The organism is Ornithinibacillus massiliensis, from assembly GCF_018310345.1.
Classification (GTDB): Bacteria; Bacillota; Bacilli; order Bacillales; family Amphibacillaceae; genus Ornithinibacillus; species Ornithinibacillus massiliensis.
Genome location: NZ_JAGXBY010000003.1, coordinates 481,915 through 504,300 on the forward strand (window position 1 = coordinate 481,915; position 22,386 = coordinate 504,300).

At 37.9% G+C, this 22,386-nt stretch carries 18 protein-coding genes; 1 reads left to right on the forward strand and 17 read right to left on the reverse strand.

The window, feature by feature from the left end; genetic code table 11:
* Positions 1-32: 32 nt before the first annotated feature.
* The 5 genes from KGF86_RS11020 to KGF86_RS11040 all read right to left on the reverse strand — a co-directional run bounded on the left by KGF86_RS11020 (position 33) and on the right by KGF86_RS11040 (position 6,665).
* Positions 33-1,937, reverse strand: a complete 1,905-nt coding sequence (locus KGF86_RS11020; RefSeq protein WP_211741902.1) for a beta-glucoside-specific PTS transporter subunit IIABC — start codon at positions 1,935-1,937, stop codon at positions 33-35.
* Between the two features lie 248 nt (positions 1,938-2,185).
* The gene (gene licT / locus KGF86_RS11025) at positions 2,186-3,034 is read right to left on the reverse strand and encodes a BglG family transcription antiterminator LicT (protein WP_186869133.1); all 849 of its coding nucleotides are present in this window, start codon (positions 3,032-3,034) and stop codon (positions 2,186-2,188) included.
* Positions 3,035-3,159: 125 nt separating this feature from the next.
* The gene (locus tag KGF86_RS11030; RefSeq protein WP_186869132.1) at positions 3,160-3,372 is read right to left on the reverse strand and encodes a hypothetical protein; all 213 of its coding nucleotides are present in this window, start codon (positions 3,370-3,372) and stop codon (positions 3,160-3,162) included.
* 12 nt (positions 3,373-3,384) lie between these two features.
* Entirely contained in the window at positions 3,385-3,534 is a 150-nt protein-coding gene (sspO, locus tag KGF86_RS11035) for a small acid-soluble spore protein SspO (protein WP_186869131.1), read from the reverse strand.
* 137 nt (positions 3,535-3,671) lie between these two features.
* A complete protein-coding gene (locus KGF86_RS11040; RefSeq protein ID WP_211741903.1) occupies positions 3,672-6,665 on the reverse strand; it encodes a hybrid sensor histidine kinase/response regulator in 2,994 nt (997 codons plus the stop codon).
* Between the two features lie 113 nt (positions 6,666-6,778).
* Between KGF86_RS11040 and KGF86_RS11045 the strand changes: the two genes are divergently transcribed.
* Entirely contained in the window at positions 6,779-7,900 is a 1,122-nt protein-coding gene (locus KGF86_RS11045; RefSeq protein WP_211741904.1) for a response regulator, read from the forward strand.
* Between the two features lie 76 nt (positions 7,901-7,976).
* On the opposite strand, the gene KGF86_RS11050 is transcribed toward KGF86_RS11045, so the two are convergent.
* The 12 genes from KGF86_RS11050 to KGF86_RS11105 all read right to left on the reverse strand — a co-directional run bounded on the left by KGF86_RS11050 (position 7,977) and on the right by KGF86_RS11105 (position 22,359).
* Positions 7,977-10,103 (reverse strand): cellulose biosynthesis cyclic di-GMP-binding regulatory protein BcsB, encoded by a 2,127-nt coding sequence (locus KGF86_RS11050; RefSeq protein WP_211741905.1) that lies wholly within the window; start codon positions 10,101-10,103, stop codon positions 7,977-7,979.
* Positions 10,100-11,377 (reverse strand): glycosyltransferase family 2 protein, encoded by a 1,278-nt coding sequence (locus KGF86_RS11055; RefSeq protein WP_186869127.1) that lies wholly within the window; start codon positions 11,375-11,377, stop codon positions 10,100-10,102. The genes KGF86_RS11050 and KGF86_RS11055 overlap by 4 nt, the downstream gene beginning before the upstream one ends.
* On the reverse strand, positions 11,370-13,091 hold the full coding sequence (locus KGF86_RS11060) for a DUF2334 domain-containing protein (RefSeq protein ID WP_211741906.1): 1,722 nt from the start codon (positions 13,089-13,091) through the stop codon (positions 11,370-11,372). Before KGF86_RS11060 ends, KGF86_RS11055 begins: the two co-directional genes overlap by 8 nt.
* A complete protein-coding gene (locus tag KGF86_RS11065) occupies positions 13,081-13,935 on the reverse strand; it encodes a GGDEF domain-containing protein (RefSeq protein WP_186869124.1) in 855 nt (284 codons plus the stop codon). Before KGF86_RS11065 ends, KGF86_RS11060 begins: the two co-directional genes overlap by 11 nt.
* Positions 13,928-15,013 carry a glycosyl hydrolase family 8 gene (locus KGF86_RS11070; RefSeq protein WP_211741907.1) on the reverse strand — a complete coding sequence of 362 codons (1,086 nt, stop codon included), beginning with the start codon at positions 15,011-15,013 and terminating at the stop codon, positions 13,928-13,930. Before KGF86_RS11070 ends, KGF86_RS11065 begins: the two co-directional genes overlap by 8 nt.
* A gap of 44 nt (positions 15,014-15,057) precedes the next feature.
* Positions 15,058-15,591 (reverse strand): GGDEF domain-containing protein, encoded by a 534-nt coding sequence (locus tag KGF86_RS11075; RefSeq protein ID WP_186869122.1) that lies wholly within the window; start codon positions 15,589-15,591, stop codon positions 15,058-15,060.
* A gap of 289 nt (positions 15,592-15,880) precedes the next feature.
* The gene (locus KGF86_RS11080) at positions 15,881-17,410 is read right to left on the reverse strand and encodes a solute symporter family protein (RefSeq protein WP_186869121.1); all 1,530 of its coding nucleotides are present in this window, start codon (positions 17,408-17,410) and stop codon (positions 15,881-15,883) included.
* Positions 17,410-17,754, reverse strand: a complete 345-nt coding sequence (locus KGF86_RS11085) for a DUF485 domain-containing protein (protein ID WP_186869120.1) — start codon at positions 17,752-17,754, stop codon at positions 17,410-17,412. Before KGF86_RS11085 ends, KGF86_RS11080 begins: the two co-directional genes overlap by 1 nt.
* 282 nt (positions 17,755-18,036) lie before the next feature.
* Positions 18,037-18,780 carry a LytR/AlgR family response regulator transcription factor gene (locus KGF86_RS11090; RefSeq protein ID WP_186869119.1) on the reverse strand — a complete coding sequence of 248 codons (744 nt, stop codon included), beginning with the start codon at positions 18,778-18,780 and terminating at the stop codon, positions 18,037-18,039.
* Positions 18,777-20,546 (reverse strand): LytS/YhcK type 5TM receptor domain-containing protein, encoded by a 1,770-nt coding sequence (locus tag KGF86_RS11095; protein ID WP_186869118.1) that lies wholly within the window; start codon positions 20,544-20,546, stop codon positions 18,777-18,779. The genes KGF86_RS11090 and KGF86_RS11095 overlap by 4 nt, the downstream gene beginning before the upstream one ends.
* On the reverse strand, positions 20,543-22,087 hold the full coding sequence (locus KGF86_RS11100; RefSeq protein WP_211741908.1) for a solute symporter family protein: 1,545 nt from the start codon (positions 22,085-22,087) through the stop codon (positions 20,543-20,545). The genes KGF86_RS11095 and KGF86_RS11100 overlap by 4 nt, the downstream gene beginning before the upstream one ends.
* Positions 22,084-22,359 carry a DUF485 domain-containing protein gene (locus KGF86_RS11105; RefSeq protein ID WP_186869116.1) on the reverse strand — a complete coding sequence of 92 codons (276 nt, stop codon included), beginning with the start codon at positions 22,357-22,359 and terminating at the stop codon, positions 22,084-22,086. The genes KGF86_RS11100 and KGF86_RS11105 overlap by 4 nt, the downstream gene beginning before the upstream one ends.
* Between the last annotated feature and the right edge of the window lie 27 nt (positions 22,360-22,386).

Sequence of the window (22,386 nt, forward strand, 5' to 3'; positions counted from 1 at the left end):
TCGTCTACTAGTGGCGAATGCCAGAACTGTTGTTACTTAGGTATTACTTCTAATAATGGATCTTGTGATTGAATCTTATCTGCTTCTACTAGTGTAATCTCATAGTCATATTGATTGGTTACTACAACAGGTGTTGTTAAGGCAAATCCTGCTTCTTTAATAGCATTAGCATCAAATTCGATTAATAATTGTCCCTTTTCTACACGGTTACCTTGTGTAGTGTGGGCAGTGAAATATTTACCTTCTAATTGAACAGTATCCATTCCAATGTGTACTAAGATTTCTGCTCCACCATCTGTTGTAATACCTATCGCATGATTCGTTGGGAATAATGCAGAAACCGTACCAGATACAGGTGCAAATAACTTACCTTCTGTTGGCTCAATCGCTACCCCTTTACCTAATGCTCCAGATGCAAAGGCAGCATCTTGAATATCTGCTAAGTTTTTTACTTCCCCATTTAAAGGACTTACAATAGATTCACTTTTACGGTTAGTTATCGTAGTATTTCCTTTTTCTGTTGGTGCTTCGTCTTGATTTTTATTAATTCCTCCGAAGAAGAATGTTAATACGAAAGCTAGAACTAATCCTACTACAGCCGCGATAATTGCGCCAATCAGTGACATATCAATACCGTCTGGGGATATGAAACTAGGAATTTGGAAAATCCCTAAACCACCCATCACATAACCTACTGAACCGAAGAACCCTAACATTGCTCCACCAATTGCAGATGAGATTAAGGTAAAGATAAATGGTTTTTTAAGTGGTAATGCAATACCATACATAGCCGGTTCTGTTACACCAAATATAGAAGAAATCAATGCTGGTGCACTTAGTGTTTTCGTATTAGAATTTTTTGTTTTAATCCAAACTGCTAGGATTGCCCCTGCTAGTGCAAAGGAGTGAACAAATATTAACGCTAAAATTGGATCCCAGCCTTGGCTAGTAAAGTTGTTAATTCCAATTGGAACAAGTCCCCAATGAAGACCAAACATAACAAATACTAACCAGAATCCACCAAGGAATGCCCCTGCAATAATTGGGCTTAAATCATAGACCCAAATTGTTGCTTGACCAAGTAATTGACTTGCCCATGTTGCGATAGGTCCAATAATTATGAATGTTAGTGGAATGATAATCAATAGTGTAAACATTGGAACAAGGAACATTTTTACTACGTCTGGAATGACTCTTGCAAAGAATCTTTCTAGCTTAGCTGCGAAAAATGCTGAAAGGATAATTGGAATAACAGACATCGAATACGTCATTAAGATTACTGGAATTCCAAAGAACTCAATATAAACTGGTGATTCAAACATAGAACCTGCGAACAAGGTGTATAATGGCTCACCAGCGTTTGGAATTGCTTCCAGTGCAGGATATACAAGTGCCATTGCAATAACCATTCCTAAGAACGGTGTTCCACCAAACTTCTTCATTGCAGTATAACCTAGTAAAATCGGTAAGAAGTAAAATAGTGCATCACCTATAGCATTTAAAATCTCATAAGTTCCACCTTGTTCATCAAGCCAACCAATTGCTACAAACAAAGCATTGAAACCTTTAATCATACCGGAAGCTGCTAACACACCAAGAATTGGCGTAAAGATTCCAGAAATCATATCGATAAATCGGTTGAATAGACTCCCTTTCTCCCCACTGTCTGCCTCAACTGGCTGTGCAGAATCAAATCCACCTACAGCTACTACAGATTTATACACATCAGGCACATGATTTCCTATCACGACCTGATACTGGCCACCGCTTTTCATAACGGTTACGACACCATCCATATTTTTCAACACATCTGTATTCGCTTTCTTTTCATCTTTTAATTTAAAGCGAAGTCTTGTAATACAATGTACGACACTGTTAACGTTTTCTTTTCCACCAACGTTAGCAATAATGTCTTTTGCCAATTGTTCGTATTTCATAATCGGCCACCTTCTCTTTCCCCTATTTTATTTTTGAAACTTCGGAATGTTCAATTTTATTTTGGTAAATAAAAAACCTGAACTAATTTGAAAACACGCATAGCTATCGTGTGTATCAAATTAATTCAGGTTATGCCCAAAATAGGTAACATTCCTAAAATTATTATTAAATTAGTGTTAATTAATTAACAATTACAATTTACCATGACTTTTAACCTAAGTCAACCATTTTTTAAACGTTTTCATAGTTAGCCATTTTTTTGGCGATACGTAACACGGTGAATATGTACGGTTAAGTACATTTCTTCATCCTTCGATATTTCCCAATTAAATTCACTTTGAAGATAGGTTGCTATTTTTCTTGTGCATTGGTAAGCTTTCACATACTTTTGACGGATTTGTTCCACAAAGAAGTCATCAACAGTATCTTCCGTCTTTTCTTTCCGAATAAAGCGGATGGAGAAGTATCTTAGATGAGTAAGAAAGCGTTCATAGTTAATGGAGTCCTCATCTAATTCCATTTGATAGGTATATTTCACAATATTAAGAATATTATTGACCATCTCCGTTACAAGGATAGCAGTTTCCATATTTTCTCCGGAAATTTCGCTATTAACTAAGTGCAAGGCAATCGAAGCCGCCTCATCTTCATCCAGACGTATCTTCGTTTCTTCTTCAATAAAATCAATAGCCTTTAAACCGATTTCATATTCTTGCTTATAATTTTTACGAATTTCGTATAATAAAGCATTTTTAAGACGTATTCCTTGATTATGACGACTAATCGCAAAGCTTATATGGTCGGTTAAGGCAACATACAAATATTCGTCCAGTTTATATGGGAGTTTAGACTGGGCATATTGCAGTATTTCATATGCAATGTCCAAGTATTTTTCTGATGTATGCTTTAACAATTGATCTAGCTTCTCGGAAATACCTGTGTTTTGAAGTACAAAGGTTTTTTCCACTTTTGACGGATCAATGGATTGCCCGACCTTTTTCTGAAAAGCAAGTCCTTTGCCCATCACGACCAATTCTTCCTTTTGGTCATTTTCCGTTATCACGACATTATTATTCAATACTTTTGTAATTTTCATCGAAACTATGACTCCTTAATGAGATAGCATAATTGATTTTTACCATACATCAAAGTTATTAGTCAAAGCAAATGATAAGACATTCCTAATAGAAAAAGTGCTCGGCTTTACGCCAAGCACTCCCACTAATATTCAAACCGCTTATCTCGGTGCATTTCCTCAAATCGCTTCATTTTCTCATCCTTAATTTGATTGAAGGAAGCGAGGGCATTTCGATTAATATTGGTAGTCATTCCCACTTGGGAGGTCATCCCAATTTGTGTACCATATGATTGGTATAGCAAATTTTCTAGTTTCCCATCGTAATGTGGTATGGATTCCGTATAACGACGTGGCATGTAATTACTCCTTTATTGACGCTTTTTAGTCTTTTTATTGTTATACTTCTCATTCGGTGTCAGTGGCTCATTAGCAAACTCATGATCGAACTGCTTCGATAGCTTCTTTCTTGCTGCCTGCTCATCACTAAAACCACCACTACTTAGCTTCTTCTTGCTCATAAGAACACCTCCACGTTTAGTTTTTACATGTTGCAGCAAATTATGAATCCTCCGTTAGGAACAAAAAATAAATCGCTACTAAATTACAAACAAGCGGCTACGTTCAGGTCATAAAACCTGAACGTAGCCGCTTTTCATCATAGTTTAATTCGAATAATTATTTTCGTTCCTTTACCTTCACTACTGATTAACTCAAAGGTAGTATTTTTAATTAATTTCATTTTTTCATATGGATTTTTAAAGCCTAATCTGTTACTACTACCGTAAAGCAATTCTGCTTGTATTTCCTCTGGAATGCCTATCCCATCATCTTCGACTATAATGAGGACTATTCCATCCTCTCGCTTCACAGTGAAAGTTAGGGTTCCACCTAGGTTTTGTTTGGAAATTCCATGAGTAATGGCATTTTCAACTAATGGTTGAATCGTCATCGTTGGAATCATCATATCGATTTCCTCATCTATGTCATAGATAACCTGTAGTCGGTCCCCAAACCGAAGCTTCTCTATTGCTACATACGATTGAACAAATTCAATTTCATTAGCTAACGGAATTAGCTCCTGGTGGATTTGAGAATCTAATTTCGAGCGGAAATAGATGGACAAATGCTCCAAGGCCTCACGAGATTTCTCTGGATTTTCATAGCTCAATGCGATTATGGTATTCAACGTATTATAAAGAAAATGTGGAGCTATTTGTCCCCTGTAATATTTCAATTCACTTTGGATACTCTCACGAAATGAATCTTTAATTAATAATAACGATTGAACTCTTGAAATAAATTCCCTCATTTCCACTGGCTTCGCTATCACGTCATTCGCACCTAATTGAATATAATACGGCATATTTTGACCTGTAACAGATAACATTAATATCGGTAATTCTGCTAACGCATATTCATCTCGAATTTGCTTTGTTAATTTTTGACCTACTCCGTCCTGAGCCACTCCGTCAATGATTGCTAAATCAATTGCTTCCTGCTTGAAGAACGTATACGCATCACTACTATTCGTACACCCAATAACTGAATAACCATTCTTCACCAGCACTTTCATCATATAGCGAAGATGCTGATGATCATGGTCTAACAGGAGTATGATTTTCGATTGTTGCTGTTGATACTGTTTTATCGGGTAGCGATCTTCCTCAGTGGATTCATAGGTAACAGATGCGGCTACTTCTTGAGCCTGATAGACTGGTAAAGAAAATGTAAAACATGATCCTTTATCCGGAGTAGAGTGAACCGAAATTTCTCCATCCATTAATTCCACTATTTTTTTCGTAATACTCAAGCCCAACCCTAAATTTTGTTGCTGCATACGGTTCGGCTGTGCTATTTGGAAGAAGCTCTCAAAAATTTGCTCCTGATATTGCTCTTCTATCCCAATCCCAGTATCTGCAATCGATACAAAGACCTTATCTGCTTTATAGATGGCAGATATCGTTATCGTTCCTTCTTCCGTATAGGTAATCGCATTTTGTAAAAGTTGAAAGACGATTTGCCGTAACCCATTTTCGTCCGCTAATACATAGGGTAAATCATGGGCTAGTTGATTTTTTATGATAATCCGATTTTGGACCCCTAGAAAATACTTCTGTTCCTCTACTATCTCATTGATAACATCTAACCGAATCGGCTTTACATCCAGATTCAAATGCTCATATTCCCCACGTAAAATATTAAAATCATCCACTAATTTACGTAAACGTTTGCTGGCATAATGCATTCGATAAACTAGATCATACTGGTCTTTTTTTAATGGACCGTTATTTCCCTCTATCAATGCATTCGTATCCTGGGTAATCTGAAATATGGGCTTCTTCAACTCTTCTGTAGTCTTAGCTAAGAATTGATCCTTGAATTGCCCTAACACTAGTAATTCCTTCGACAGATTATCGATTTTCTCATAGGATAACTTCCTACGATAGCCGATAAAGAATGAAAACGTCATGGTCATCATTAAAAATAAGAACACCGGAATCTGATCTACTTTAATTTGGAATAGCAACTCCAATGCTAAAGTAGCACCATAAGCTGAGAAACAGGTAGTCGCGACTAATAGATATTCAGATCCCTCTACCTTTTGCCGGAAAGCCTTTATGATCATGACAATAATGTAAATAAACACAATCGAAAGTACGGCGATATAGGTACATTGTACGATGAACGATAATTCCTTCAAATAGTTAGTCGACTTGGGAATTCCAAAGTAAATAGTTTGAATTAGAAGAATCCACTTCATCCATTTCACTAACCGAGGTGACGTATTAAAATGAAAGGTATGTCGAATGAATAAAAAGAAAAATAGAACAGATAGACTAATGAAAGACAATTGAATACTTAATAACACTTTCATTGGAATGTCTGGATAAAATAAATATAATAGCTTTTCATTCTGTGTGGATACATAAATACCTTGTAAGAAACAAAAGATAGAGAAATACAATTCGTTACGAGCGTTTTTATTCAGTAAAAATTGAAATAGAAAGATAATACCTAGTAAGAGATAACCAGCTACAACAACACCATCAAAGAACTTACCTTTAGCAGAATTAGCGTATACTGGGTCTACTTTACCAAACAATATAGATTTTACTATTCCGCCATTTTTTATCACGGAGGAATTCGCAACATGGACCACTATATCCAATTGGTGATTTTCACTCTTCCCACGAACAATATATTTTCCCTCACGATATTCATATTGCCCCCGATTCGATGCAGGTGTACCTAGGCCGCCCACTAACTCACCGTTTATATATATTTGACTTGCATGTCGGATGGACTGGACACTGATAGCATACTCATCCTCCTCCGGTACCGTAACAACCAACCGATACGACCCGACATTAATTCTATCGTCCAAATTATTAAAATAATCATCCCAGATAGAAGGAACCTTAATAAATTCAGGATCACTAGAAAGACTATCAATAGGATTTAAAAAAACATCCTTATAAAACTCCCACTCCCCATCTAACTGGATGATGCCATGACCATCCCAGTCACTTAAATCTAATTTTCCATTCTCAAATTGTTGCGTACTTTTCCCATTAACATTCATAAAAAGCAACATAACCGTGACGATAACAATGGCACTAGCTATCATAATCGAAGCTTTTTGCCTCATAAGCAACATCCTTTTTCAAAAAACATTTCATTTTTCAACATTTATTATGTATATTAATCAATATACATCATTTTTTAACATTTGGGTGAATAACTAACAAAGGATGATTTGGTTTGATACGCGCCATATTAGTTGATGATGAGGAATTATCTCTCATTCCAATCATAGAAAAACTAAAACAGTACGAGGAAATTGAAATCGTAAAAACATATACTGAGCCAACTCAAGTCCTCCAAGACTTGAAAGCTCTTTCATTCGATGTCGTATTTGTCGATATCGAGATGAAGAAGATGGACGGAATAACCCTTTCCAAGGAAATACTAGCTATTCATTCGAATGTTCAAATTGTATTTGTGACAGCTCATTCTGAATATGCCATACAAGCTTTTGAGCTTAATTCCATCGATTACTTATTAAAACCTGTTACAACCAAACGATTGGATAATACCATTCATCGACTAAAGCAGCATCATCTGCTTATTTCAAATCAAGTGGTAAACCAAACTCACCAGAATCAGCTTATTGTCAAGTGTTTTGGAGAGCTGGTTGTGTATTACAACGATCATCCTGTCTCATTTAAAACAGCCAAGGTGAAAGAACTCTTCGCCTTTTTCATCACCTATCGAAACACTTATATTCATCGAGACGTTATGATTGAGAAATTATGGCCAAATCACGATTATAAAAAATCAAAGATACATTTACACACTTGTCTTTCCCATTTAAGAAAAATGCTAGAACAACTAGATCCTACTGGAGATATTAACTTTAAGGATCAGCATTATTGTTTAAGGATCCAACTAAAATCCTGTGATGCCTATGAATTATATGATGTAGTAGATAATTTAGGGCGTGTCGACGAATCAAACATTACGAAATTAGAAAAGGCAGTACACTTATATCAAGAACCTTATCTAGAATTGAATGGATACGAATGGGCATATGAAAAAACCCAGGAATATCATCACATCATCATGCAATTACTCAACGAAATTATCCAATATTATGAAGAAAAAGATTTAACGAAAGCACTTTATTACTTACAGTTTCAGCGTAAGATAGAGCCTTATTTAGATGAAAATATTAAGAAGAGCATGGAAATCCTTCTCAAGCAAAATAATCGTTCTGAAGCGATAAAGCTATATTTTGATTATTGTAAGTTAATGGCTGAGGAGTTAGGTCTAGATCCCTCTGATTCGATAAAGAAAGTCTACGATTCTTTATTAACTAGTTAATAGCAAATTGCTAGTGAATCATACAACATACACTAGCAATTTGCTACATTCCTATGATAAAAATGATCCTCTTCTCTTACTCATTCTGCTCGTTATCTGAATGAAGCCTTTTTCTTCTCTTCATGTAATAAACAATCAAGATACCAATCACGAGGAGTAATCCGATAAATCCAATTGCCCATACAACTGTATTCGTATCATTTGCTTCGTGCTTTGCTTCTCTTTTGTCTGTTTTATGTTGCTCTAGTTGCATGGAATTCGTGAAGAACTGGTCTGGACCAGTTTGAACTGCAACGGATGCTACATTCTCTGTATACTGTAAATAAGATAAGAAATCCTTGGAAAAGTATTGATTTTCTCCATCTAAACTATCTAAGACTACCATAGAATAGTATTCATTCCACGGATTAGCTTGGATAAATCCATAGTTACGAACTTCAGAGGCAATAAAACCTTGCTCACTTAATTGAGGAACCCCCTCTTCATAATGAACAATTAGGTCCTCTTTGAATGGCACTAACTGTTTATGTTCCTCCAAGGAGCCAATAAAAATAACATTACCATTTTTCAACTCGTCCTCTTCTAATTCCGTTGTTTGTTTAAGCTTCATCACTGGAAGTCTATTACTGGTTGATAGCACATTAAATAAAGCTAGTAAATCTCCATTTGCGATTCCTTGTTCTGGAAGGACAAGGATTAATTCTTCGTTTCGATTGGCAAAAGGCTTAGGAAAATAATTAAAATATTTCTCCTCACTCTCCCTATCCCCACTTGCCTTGAGATTTAGCTTGCTATCGTTAAATAGATAGATCCATCTATTTTGATCAAGTGCGACACAGGATTGATCCATTCGTAAACCAGTTGTTTCCACTCGAAGTGTCAGTAAACTTCGTGATTTAATCGTTTCTAGATCGATAGGTATCACCACATGGATATTACCATTCTCATCCTCTTCCAAAGCGCGAACATCCACGGAATGAGGTATTTCATTGATTAGTACAAGCAATTCAACCTCATCTTTCAACTCCGTATCTTTTTCGGAGGTTAATGTAGCAGAACGCTTCAAATTAAGTTCAATGGATGGATTTTGAATCGTGCTCGTCTCCATAGGAAGAGCGTAATAATAGGTCTCGGTTTTCGTATGCAAACTATTTAATTCTACGTCCGGCATACCAATGTCACTAAAAGTTACCTCACCATCTTCCGATTCGTCATCCATGGTTGTAGGTAGTTCACTTACCTGTATTATCTCACCAGAGAATTGCTCATAGTATTGATTATTGGTTAATAATTCTACATTCTTTAGAATCGTATCGGTATTATCCCCTAGGACTATTAGTGCCTGGACAGCCCGATCCTCTTGCTGAAGCTGAACTTGGGAAAGATAAAGTGATTCCGGCTCTACCTGTTCTATTTCACCTTCTATAGCTTTTTTAACCCATGCAGTTTCAAATTCCTCAGTACCGCCTACGATAATCACATTCCCATTAATCTGATCAACCTCCTGCTCGGAAACCACTGCAACGGTATCCTCCAGCGATTGGTTCGATAAGAAATTCGCGATCATTTGTCCACTTTGCAAGGTTTCCATCGAAGGACTTTCTGGAATAACCACTAATACTTGATTTTCTAACGATCCAATATAGGACTTTGGATACTGGGATAAAGAAAGATCACCCGTATTATTTGGTAATGACTGGATATGCAAATACGAATCGGTTAATATCGTCATCCAATTCCCTGTTGTATATTGCGGAACACAGATCCCCTCTTTAACAAAACCATCAAAGCTCACCGTAATAAGATGACCACCCTCAGCCAATGCTGCACCTTCTAATGGAACCTTAACCGTTTCGATATCATCATCAGATAAAGATTCCGTATAAATAGGCTCCTCGTCCACCTTAATCGTCATTGACGAAGGATCGATCAGTAAGCTTGATTTGGCGATTTCCAATTGAATATATTGGTTCTCAGCCGTAACATCCGCATCTAATTCATAATAAAATTGAGCTTCCGCATACGGACCGTATAATTCAATTGGTTCGTTCGTTAATGTTTGTTCCGTAACCTCTTTATGGACAATTTGAATAGACTGTTCATCTATTTCTATCATTTTATTTGCAAATACTTCTATCGGAAACGAACTAGATAAATAAAATAAAACAATAATGACTACATAATAAATCTTTTTCTTACTCAAGATTTATTGCCTCCCTCTCCTACTTTAAAACGTTCTGTTTTATACCAAACTTGTTCTTCTTTTTTTAATACTCTTTTTGTCTCTAAAACTAGTGCATAGATCACAAGGGCTATCCACATTTGGGAATACGTAAAATACATAAGGATGACATAGAACATATTTTTCATCGTTAATTGATTTTTTTCGATACTTAAACTAATCATAATTTCGGTTAAAAATAGTAAAAACGCCATACCCCATAATACCAATGCGACATTGCCAATATGAAGATCTAGGTCTACAACTAAATTACATACAAAAATGACGTTAGATAGAATAACCCCAAAGAAAAAGAGAAAGTATGTAAAGAAGAAATAAAAAATATCAAACATAATTTTCTTCTGTTTAAGACTAAACATCTTTCCTAAAAACTTGAGAACAACATATTGATTACCCCTAGCCCATCTCGTTCGCTGTCTCCACCATACTTTTAATGTTTCAGGCTCTTGTTCCCATGTAATGGCTGCTGGGAAAAAACGAATGGTATAGCCTAAGTTATACACTCGTATTGTCAGCTCCGTGTCCTCCGCCAAAGCAGAGGTATCCCAACCACCTAATTGCTCCATAATCTCTCGTCGTATAGCAAAGTTCGTACCCGGTATCGTTGTAATATTAAACCAATGAAAACGCCCAGCTTGAGCCATCCACTGAAAGCATATGGTTTCAATATTAATAAATTTAGTAAGCCAAGTATGATTAGCATTGATAACCCGAAACTTTCCAACCATTGCCCCTGCCTTTTGGTCATTAACTAGACCCATTACAAGGTTCCAGACGGCTCTACGCTCAGGTGTATTATCAGCATCATAAACGGCGATGATTTCCGCATTAGAATTCTGTAAGGCATAATTTAACGCACTAGATTTTCCTTTCCCTTTCCACTCACCTTCTGTTTCCAGAACGCGAATAAATGGAAACTGTTCTGCAAATTGATCCCCAATCTCCTTTGTGCGATCACTGCAATTATCGCAAATTAAGATAACCTCTATTTTATCCTTAGGATAATAGAGTCGCGACATGGCAGTTAATGTTTGTTTGATAACAACTTCTTCGTTATGAGCTGGAATAAATACACTAACAGTTGGAATTTCTATATTTCTCATTTTCTTTTCCCAGGAAGGGATTACTCGCTCATAACGTTTAAAGTGTAGGTAGCCTCCTTGGGCAAGAAACATATGATAGAGTAACATGATCCAGATAATGCTTAATGAGATATAAAATAATAGATTAACCATGTACTCTCTCCTTAAATAAACGTTTGCGATAACGCATTCTTAATGTCACGATATGAATGATAAATAAAGAAACAAATATCGCGGTAACCAATACAATGAGCCATAAATATTTTACCAATGACTTCTCAGCTAACTTGTCCATTATATCCATCTTCCAGGATAATTCACTTGTTACCGATATCTCACCATTACCACTAGTTATGATTTCAACAGCATCTGTTCTAACATAATGTGTTTCATTGTATAGCTGAATCCATTCCATATTAGGAACAGCTTCCATCAATGCGATCATCTCTTTCAAATAATCCAATCCTAAGTACGGATGATAGAATCCGCTAATGACGGATCCAGGTACCTGTGAAACATGGTCTATCGCTTCCTCGATTTCAAGCATTGGATTAATCGAGTTAGGGTCTACATATCCTATCGTTTCAGGATATAAAGTCATCCCGCTCAATATCGTAGGCTTGCTGATAAATAATGGACTAAACATAACCTGCCAGTCTCGATCAGAAGCTTGGATTTGACCAAAAATCGCTGAAAAATATTGCGATGCCACCTGATATCCATTTGAACTCATCGTGTAGTGTGGAGCTTCAAATGCAATAGGGGGAAAGCCGAGCTTCGTCAATGCGTGGATTGATTTCTCTAATTTTGCGGTAACATATTCGGTTTCCACTATTGTATTCCCCTGAATATATTGGTCATACTCTTCCCGGTTTTGGAATTGATCTTCTGGCTTGAGCTTTTCTGGTATTTCCTTAATGTCTAATGTAGTAATAGGCTGATTTAATTCGGAATCCCAAAATTCAAACCCTTCCCCTGTTTCCTGATACCGATATGTATGGGTATAACCATGTGCGATTATATAAGCCCCTCGACTTACTAATTCATCGAGTACCGCTAACAATTTCGGTTTATCTGCTAGTGTGACCATCTCTTCTGTTGTTGGGTCAACATAAGTAGGGATAACCGCTAAATATACCGGAATATGTTTGTTCAACAAATAATTGGCCGTTTCATACACGAGCTCCGGATCCGATACTGGTGAAATATCCTCTAATCGGATATATGCTGGATGTGTAGTCGGCTTTGAAAGCTGAAACAAATCATAGAATGACGCAGATATGGCATATTTTGCCTCTGCAAATACATTTGAGATGGTGATGAGCGAGGCTTTACCATCTTGGATGACAACCGGATAGGATTGACTATGCTTCTGCCCTTCCACGATGACTTTGGCTTTAGCGGGCGGTGTAACACTCAAGAGCTGAATCGGGTAACCCAAGTCAACACCTCCCACACGATGCACCGAATTCATTCCTAAAACCTGCCAATCCTGAAATTGTGGTAAGGCTTGTGCATCCTTTCCAACACCGATTATTTCACCCTGGAAGGGAGCAAATAATTCTAATTTATTTTTGCTGGCACCTTCCTTTGATGCGTAATAAACCACAATATCATGATGATGCAAATCTTCTTCTTTCAACTTATCTAGTTCTATCATGTCAACCTGTTCAAATAAGCCACTTAACGAGCTATCTAGAAAATGAATATTAGCCATCGTCGTATCATCTGTCCCATAATACGTGAGTAATACCTTTCGTTCATCCAATGTAGGAAGCGAATTCCCAGCCTCTGTAACAACCGGTTGTAGTAATACAAAAAAATGAAGGAATAGAACGCTCCATAGGCTTAACTTTTTATAACGCATAAAACACAGTCTCCCTATCTACTTCCTGGACAAATTCCAAATACGCTACTTCTTTCATTTGATCATGATATTCCTCAAAACTGATATGAAAGGTCAGGGTTACGGTTTTCCCATTTAGCAGTTGATGATTTCGCAATTGTTCTGCTAATTTATCTGCTACGATTTCAACCTTGTCCTTCCCAGTCTCCATTAGTAAAAAAGCAAACTTATTATCGCGGTATCTATATTTACGATCTGAGAAGCGTAAGGATTTTCTTACTTTCTCCCCCATTACTTTCATCAGATGTTCTACCTCTTTCCGACCATAAGTCTTGAGAAACTCTTGGTAATAATCTAATTCCAAAACTAAAAAAGTAAATTTTCCACCATAGCGGATAACCCGATTCATTTCTCGTTTAATCTCGATTTCCATGCGTTCTCTATTATCAAAGGACGTATCCGGGTCAACAGCAACAAACTGCTTTACTTCCTGTCTAAATCGATTTCTTTCTAGAACTATTCTTCGATGCTGCTCCTGAATGGAACCACTAATCAAATCCGCGATTAATAACCCCACCCCATAAAAAACAAAATGTTCTATCGTTAAGAATTCCGTGTAAACTTCACGATATCCTAAGCTCTGAAATCCGTTATATAAAAGAATCGATCCAACTACAAATAAGAAGAATAAGCTGATGATCAGTCCCACAAGTGTTCCCATAAATAATGCTATAAAGGTTATCCCAACATATAATAGGAATAACAATTTACCTACCTGACCATTTGTCCATAAAAAATCAAACATTACTAAATAGCTAGCCACAAGTAGGCAAATTTTTAACAATAACTGTTTCTCTTCACTCAAAAACTCCCTCATCTATTCCTTTCCTTTCTGCAATTAATGGAAGCAAATTATCAAAAGCATGTGTTTTTAAACTGGTAAGCTCGATATATCCTCCATCATATTCACTTGATTCATCACGAATCTGATATTCTTTCATCCTGTCATACAATTCCCTTGCCAAATCCTTTTCCCCTATCTCTAGACACATAAGAATGGCCAGTGCATATACCGAAGTCCCTTCATATTGAACAGTAGGTTGTTTCGTCTCACTAGAAAACCGCCCAAATAATTTGCCATCATATTGATTTAAGGTCTCTTTTGTAAACGTAATCAAGGAAGAAACATCACCACCCCATAACGCACGGTGATAACCGATATAATATTGATCGATTAAATTAACCTCCGAATCATATTCATAGCGCTGGTCATTGGGATAATAGTTCTGCGGAAAAAAGCCTGCCTCTGAGATGGGCGCGTTTAATAAAATGGAGCGGTTTACCTTATATTGGTTTTCTGAGATAATATTTTGATTATGCATCTCGTCCAATGCTTCTGGAACCAAATAACTTAACGTAAGGAAGTCTCCCTTAACATGACTAGATAGATCGACATGGTTAATAAATGTTTCATCTTGCATATTATATTGAACTAATGCTTCACCGATTTTATTTGCCGTTTTTAGATAGGTCTTGTTATTCCACTTTTCACCAGCATGGTATAAGGCCTTCATGATTCGTAAATCATCAATCAATGCATTGGCTGGAGCCAAATAATCCTCTTTTATTAACCATGGAATCAATGTACTTTCCTTCATAAAATGGTTTGTTAACACATCAAACTGCTCATCAAACGCCTCTTGATCATTTTTTTCTACTAGGTAATCCATCCACAACCCAATGGATTCGGACAAGTAAGTATCGGATTGATCGGATAAATCAGTTTTTAATAGTCCATTCTTTTCATAGAGATGTTCATATACGAACCTTTCACCAGAAAGTGCTTCTTTCGGATAGAATCGTTCGGATGGAACCATTTTAACTACGATAATAAAGCCAATTAGTACAATCCCTATGATGATGATTAATTTTATTATCTTCAATACCGTCACCTCTTACTCCATCTATAGCTAGCAAGACAAGCTCATTACCTATTTAGCTGTAGCTTGTACTTCCTTTTGTTTAAATACATAATCTTGTCCGCATAATGCAACAGCGCTTCTTCCGATTCACCATGATTAGGATAAACACTATATCCAATACTGATATGTAAGGGTAATTGTAGCTCACCAATTTCAATTACGTCCGGGAGTTGGTCCTGAAAGGCCTGCACTTTTCTCTCTAACCTGCCAGAATCCTTCAATAAAATTAAAAACTCATCCCCTGACTTACGAAAGACAGTTGACTCCGCCGATGCTGCTATTTGTTTAGACGATTCGATAAGAAATTTATCACCTAATACATGCCCATAAGCATCATTAATGGTTTTAAAATTATCAATATCAATAAATAACAAGCCAAAAGTACTTTTCGTCTTGTTAGCTTGTTGGATTCGTTCCTGTATACATGCTCGAAAGCTCCTTAAATTCGGTAAACCGGTTAATTCATCTGTAAAAGCCATTTTCAACAGCTCAGCATATGGAATAGGCTCTTCTTTATGGTAGTTATATGAATAATTCATATGAATTTCACCCTTTATTCTTTATATCAACGAAACAGAAAATGATTATTTCGGACTAGTTACGCTGAAAGGTACACCCAAAGAATAATCATACGTTTCCCCTCTTACAAATCACTTAATAATGTACGTAATCATTTCTATCGCATGCTAAAACCTACTTCAAATCATATTTCATAATCATATTCCCAAAATAAAAAAGAAGCAATCACGTACACTTATACGTCATTGCTTCTTTTTTCTAGTACTTCCAACTATAGGTAATAGAGGTAAACAGTTGATATTTTGATCTTTACTCCCTGTATCCAGTATTGGCTCTTACCTTCACCTCTGCATAGCGCTTCAAATCATATTCCTTCGAGAACATTGTACCAAGATAACCACCTAGGAACCCTAATGGCACACTGACTAATGCTGGGTTATCAAGTGGGAAAATTGGGTTTCCAACAAATAATGCAGCACCTTCCACTGGTGAGAAAACACTTGGACTAATCGATACTAAAATTAACGCTGATCCTAGTCCGGAAACAACCGCCCAGACAGCACCAGATGTATTAAATCGTTTCCAATACACGGTGTATAGAATAACTGGTAAGTTAGCACTTGCTGCGATACAGAAAGCAAGTGAAACTAAGAACGCAACATTTAAATATTGTGCACCAAGTGATAACAGAATTGATAGGACCGATACGCCTAATGCTGCATAACGAGCTGCTTTTACTTGTTGCTGTTCAGTAATATTCCCTTTTTTAATAATTTGCCCGTAAATATCATGTGCAAATGCAGATGCCCCGGATAATACAAGCCCTGCCACAACCGCAAGAATCGTTGCAAAGGCTACTGCGCATATGAAGGCGAATAAAATATTCCCACCAATTGCCTCTGCAAGTAGCGGTGCAGCCATATTCCCACCAGGGTTTGCAGCTAAAATATTACTCTCTCCAACAAAAATTGCAGCCCCGAAACCTAAGAATAAGGTTAAAATATAGAAAATTCCAATCGTCCAAGTAGCTGTAATAACCGAACTTCTTGCTGTTTTCGCATCCTTTACCGTGAAGAAGCGCATAAGAATATGTGGTAGACCTGCCGTTCCAAGTACTAAGGCAAGCATCAATGAAATCGTCCCTAATGGGTCATCATATTTAATCCCAGGATTTAAGTAATCTGCCCCATGACTTGTTGCTGATTTCACCTCGGTAAACATAGCCCCAATGTTGAAGTTAAACTTCCATAATACGATGAAAGAGACAATGACCATACCAGCCATCAAAAGAACTGCCTTCGTAATTTGAACCCAGCTCGTCGCGATCATGCCACCGAACAACACATAAATTGTCATCATAACCCCAACAATTAATACCGCAATCCAATATGGAATATCAAATAAAAGTTGGATAAGTGCTCCAGCACCAACAAGCTGTGCAATCATATAAAACAATACAATGGTTATCGTACTAAGAGCCGCAACCCCTCTTACTTTCTTGGCATCAAAGCGGGAGTTAATCATATCAGCTAGTGTATATTTTCCAAGGTTCCGAAGAGGTTCAGCAACTAATAACAACACCACTAAATAAGCAATTAAAAATCCAATACTATAGAAAAATCCGTCAAATCCTTGTAGGGCAATAGCACCTGCAATTCCCAAGAAGGATGCTGCCGATAAATAATCCCCAGCAATTGCAAGACCATTTTGCCAACCAGTCAACCCACCACCAGCAGTATAAAAATCACCTGCAGACTTTGTCCGTCTCGCTGCGTAATACGTAATAAATAAAGTCAAGGCAACAATGGCTAGAAATAGAATGATAACAATTGGATCCATTAGGCATTACCTCCTTTTTTTATCTGTTTAGCGATAATCTCATCTGCCTGCTTGTCAAAGGAAGCCGCCCTTTTCACATAAAGTGTACAGATAACCCACGTCATAACAAACTGAGCAACTGCAAATACCCAAGCCCATGTTATATCACCAATAGCCGGTGTATTTAAAAACGTTCCATATGAAGTCGAGATCGGTAGTAAAAAGTAAAACACTAAGAAGAAAATGGTCATCGGGACAATAAATCTCTTCTTATTTTGCATAAATTGCTTAAACTCTGGACTACTTTCCACTTTCTCAAAATCAATGTTGCTATTCTTCTGTTGATTTAATTTCGGTTCAGCCATTATCCATCCCCCTTATACTGTAAGCGCTTACTAAATATTATAATTATTTTGGACATTCAAAATATAAAGTTAGCGCAAACGGTAGGATTTTGAGGATGAATGGTGTTGATTCTGGGGTCAACGGTCATGAAAACATGTTCGAAAACGAGTTGCCCACCAAAGTCTCTTTCCAGCATACGAAACGATAGATGATTCATAAAAAAAGAGTCCACTACCCCAATAGTGAAACTCCTCTACATACCATACGATACTATTCCAATAAGTAGTGACAGAATAACCAAATCATACTTGGAATGTATTCAATATACTTTTACTCGCTGACCTACTCACAGGAATCACTGTCCGACTCTTATCCTTCAACGTCAAATTACTCGTTCCATTAAACCATGGTGTAATCTCTAACACATGATTCAGGTTCACTAAGTAGCTCCGATGTGCACGGAAAAATTGATGACCAGAAAGCTTATCCTCTAACTCTTGTAATGTCATCTTACTCATTATCACCTTATCCTCTGTATGGATTTCCAGTTGTCGATTGTTTGGCACGGCATAAAAAATCGAATCCGGGGCTAAGACAACCATCCTTTCCCCATCATCCACCAGCAATTTAGAAGTAGTCGTCTTCACCTCCTGCTTTCCGTCCTGCACCTTCTTCACAACACTCTTTCGAATTCGTGCCACTGCCTTCTTAAACCGCACTTCATCATAAGGCTTCAATAAATAATCCACTGCCTCTATTTCAAACGCATCTAACGCATACTCATCATAAGCAGTCGTAAAAATAAATAATGGTTTCTCATCACCCGCTTGTTCGGAAATGTATTTTGCAGCTTCCACCCCGGTAAACCCAGGCATCTCCACATCAAGAAAAATCACATCCGGCTTATGCTCGGTATATAACTCGATCAATTGTTCACCAGTTTCTGCATGTGGTGTGAGAATAAAATCTTTTTCATCCTTTAATAAATAAAGTAATTCCTTCCTTGCCATCATTTCATCCTCAGCAATCATCGTACGAATATTCATCCCATCACCTGCTTTTCTTCCATCTGATTTAGAATCGGAATTGAAAACCTTACTTCACTACCGCCACCTGGTAAATTTCGAACATGTAACCCCGCCGAATCACCAAGCAAATGAACTAGACGTTGATTCACATTATACAAGCCAGTTCCACCATTTTGATCGCTTATTAACGGTTTATGACTAATTAGGGGTAAAATATGCTCAGGAAATCCACTCCCATTATCCCTTACCCTAACGGTTAGCAAATCATCTGTCTTCTTCATTTTAATCTCTACTGTAGCACCATCTGTCACATTTTTCAGTCCGTGTTGTACGGCATTCTCTACTAGTGGCTGAATGGTGGATGGTGGAATATAAATATTTGTCATATCAACTGGAATATCCATCGATATTTTCAGCCGATTTTTGAATCGCTCTTGTATAATCGAAGCATAGGCTTGCACATGCTCACACTCCTTCTCCAGCTCCACCAAAGACCTTGATACAAGCCGTAAATTGAACCGCATATAACTCGCAAGCTGGAGGGTAAGGTGTCGCGCTGTCTTCGGTTCCTCTCGAAATAACGAAGCAATTAACTGCAAGGTGTTAAATAGAAAATGTGGATTAATTTGGGCTTGTAGATTTCGTAATTCCGCATCACGAATATGTTCTTTTAATTTTTCTGTTGTTAGGACATTTAATTGATTCGAAATAAATTGACCTAGCCCCTCGGCAAGCATCAACTCGACTGGGGTAATTTGCTGTCCTTTGCGAAAATAAAAGGTAATGAGATTCGCAACCTCATCTGCTTCTATTATTGGGATAATGATCGCCGCTTCGAGTGGACATTTTTCCTCTACACACGGGACCTCTGCTTTCATATAGGCAACTTGCATTCTTTTTGTTTCCAACACCTTTTTTGCTAGTGGCGTATTAATTGCATCTCCTACCCGATGATGGCTATCTCCCAATCCGACATGGGCAAGAACCTCCTGCCTATTTGTCACCGATACCGCAGCAAGCTCCAAGCGATCATACAGCAAGGTAGCAAGACCGCTGGCCACATCCATATGCGAATCCTCTTTCAAATAAGGAAGTGCTTCCTCCGCTATCGTTAAAGCCTGTTTCGTTGCAATTGCAGCCTCATGCTCCTGCTCCTTCATCACAACACGAATCATCGTCGTAAAAATAGCAATGGCAATACTATTGGATAACACCAGTGGCAAACCAATTTGGTCTACCACCTCTACCATTCCATCACCATTGGTATACATAATAAGAAGCAATTGCATCTGCAAAATTGGTGGAAAAACGCCAATAAACAATGCTTTCCAAGGTGAAATAACCCGCTCATTAGAAAAAAACCTTGCTGTCATTCCGGCAAGAATCCCGGTAATCGGGTTCACTAATCCGTTGGCAATCCAGCCTACTCCTCCTAAGCACATCAAATGAATTCCAGCTATCAGTCCAGCCCCAAGCCCAACAACTGGTCCACCTAGGAGTCCAGCAATAACAATCGCGACAAGACTTAAGCTTACAATGAGCTTGTCATCGTCTACTGGAAAAATTACAAAAGCATGCGTAATCTCACCTTGTCCTGTAATAATAACCCCAGTTACCGTGCTAGCAATGCCAAACAAACCAAATACTACCGCATGAACAACCGCCATTTTCCAACTAAACTCTCGGTACAATAAGGACTTAAACCCAGGAGTACGAGTTAACACAAATGCAATCACAAGCAATATCCCTAATCGCTCAAATAATATGATCGTTAAATCCTTCATGAGCTCTCTCTCCTTGGCGGAATACCAGTTTGTGCTTGTATATCGAACTGCCTAAATTCGGCTTCTGTCTGCTTTTGTTTCGGTGAAAAGAACGTTCCCACAAACGCACCGATAAAGCCTATAGGAATCGCAATGATTCCTGGATTATAAAGTGGTATGACTGCTTCCCTCTCAATCCATCCACCATCCAGATTCATAATATGTGGCCCTAGTAGCACAAATAATACTGCCGCCACTAGTCCACTTATCATTCCTGTAATTGCTCCACATTTAGTAAAGCGCTTCCAATAAATCGTTAAAAGCAAAACGGGAAAGTTACTTGCTGCTGCCACGACAAAAGTTAGTGAAACAAGAAATGTCACATTAATCGCCTCGAGCTGTAAAGCAAATAACGTAGAAATCAACCCAATCCCAAGAGCCGTCCAGCGTGCAGCCGTTAGTTGCTCCTTCTCCGTTGATTTTCCCTTCTTCCAAATATGGTGGAAAATATCATGAGAAAAAGCTGTCGTTGCTGAAATGACAAGTCCTGCCACTACTGCAACAATAGTAGTAAAGGCAATAGCAGACACAAACGCCAATAAGAAGTCTCCCCCAACCTCTCGAGCTAACAGTGGCGCCGCGAGATTCCCAGTAGGGTCTGTCGCAACTAGCGACTCATACCCTAGTAACGCAACCGTCCCAAGCCCTAACACGAGTGTCATCAAATAAAAAAGCCCAATAATCCAAGTCGAGCTAATCAAGGAACGACGAACCTCAAACGTATTTCGTACTGTAAACAGTCGAATTAAAATATGTGGAAGCCCCGCCGTACCTAGTACTAAGGCGAGCTGAAGCGAAAAGAATTCCATCGGATTGTCAAATTGGTGACCAGGTAAGAAAAAATCTCCCCCAAGTGGCGTTCCTTCCTTCACCCTATTAACAAGAGCAGTGACATCCCAGTTGAAATTTGATAACACGATTAGAGAAAGCAGAAATGTCCCCGACATGAGCACCACCGTTTTCACTATTTGCACCCAAGAAGTTGCCACCATTCCACCAAACACGACATAGATAGTCATTAACCCACCAATAATTAGTACCGAAATCGAGTAATCTATATCTAATAATAATCGCAAGAGAAATCCCGAAGCGACTAGCTGTGGAATCATATAAAGAATCGAAATAATGAACGCACCAATCGCCATAATCAGCCGCATATGATTCCCCGGAAATCGCGAGCAAATTACATCCCCAAGCGAATATTTTCCAAGACGATGCACTGGCTCCGCTACTATAAACAACACAACTAAATAAGATACAAGAAAGCCAATGGAATATAAAAAGCCATCAAACCCGCTTATCGCAATCATCCCAACAATACCAAGAAAGGATGCCGCACTTATAAAATCCCCTGCAATAGCCATACCATTTTGAAAGCCTGTCAAACTACCAGCAGCCGTATAGAACCGATTGGTCGTGTTACTACGCTTTGCTGCCCAATAGGTAATAATCAACGTACAGATAATAATACATATAAAAAATAAGAAATACGTTAAATTCACGACAACTCCTCCTGCACGAGGTCGTCTATTCTTTGGTCAAATTTTTTCGACTTCCAATGATACAACCATCCCATCAGCCAAGTCATTGGAATTTGTAGGAACCCATATAACCAAGCCCAGGTCACCCCTGGAATAACACTAATTTGGTTCATCTTATCCGGGAAGAAAAGAAGTGACAATGGCAGCATGAAATAAAAGATAAAAACCATAATCATAGCAGGAACGACCATCCGCTTTTTCTCTTGAATCAAGCTCATCACACGCTCCTCCATTGCCATCCCCCTTTAGTAAAAGTCTGT

Coding starts and splice junctions, on each gene's coding strand:
- KGF86_RS11080 (WP_186869121.1), bottom strand. CDS start 17,410: ATGGATCCAATTGTTATCATTCTATTTCTAGCCATTGTTGCCTTGACT.
- KGF86_RS11105 (WP_186869116.1), bottom strand. CDS start 22,359: ATGGAGGAGCGTGTGATGAGCTTGATTCAAGAGAAAAAGCGGATGGTC.
- KGF86_RS11030 (WP_186869132.1), bottom strand. CDS start 3,372: ATGCCACGTCGTTATACGGAATCCATACCACATTACGATGGGAAACTA.
- licT (WP_186869133.1), bottom strand. CDS start 3,034: ATGAAAATTACAAAAGTATTGAATAATAATGTCGTGATAACGGAAAAT.
- KGF86_RS11075 (WP_186869122.1), bottom strand. CDS start 15,591: ATGAATTATTCATATAACTACCATAAAGAAGAGCCTATTCCATATGCT.
- KGF86_RS11090 (WP_186869119.1), bottom strand. CDS start 18,780: ATGAATATTCGTACGATGATTGCTGAGGATGAAATGATGGCAAGGAAG.
- sspO (WP_186869131.1), bottom strand. CDS start 3,534: ATGAGCAAGAAGAAGCTAAGTAGTGGTGGTTTTAGTGATGAGCAGGCA.
- KGF86_RS11085 (WP_186869120.1), bottom strand. CDS start 17,754: ATGGCTGAACCGAAATTAAATCAACAGAAGAATAGCAACATTGATTTT.
- KGF86_RS11060 (WP_211741906.1), bottom strand. CDS start 13,091: ATGCGTTATAAAAAGTTAAGCCTATGGAGCGTTCTATTCCTTCATTTT.
- KGF86_RS11095 (WP_186869118.1), bottom strand. CDS start 20,546: ATGAAGGATTTAACGATCATATTATTTGAGCGATTAGGGATATTGCTT.
- KGF86_RS11020 (WP_211741902.1), bottom strand. CDS start 1,937: ATGAAATACGAACAATTGGCAAAAGACATTATTGCTAACGTTGGTGGA.
- KGF86_RS11055 (WP_186869127.1), bottom strand. CDS start 11,377: ATGGTTAATCTATTATTTTATATCTCATTAAGCATTATCTGGATCATG.
- KGF86_RS11040 (WP_211741903.1), bottom strand. CDS start 6,665: ATGAGGCAAAAAGCTTCGATTATGATAGCTAGTGCCATTGTTATCGTC.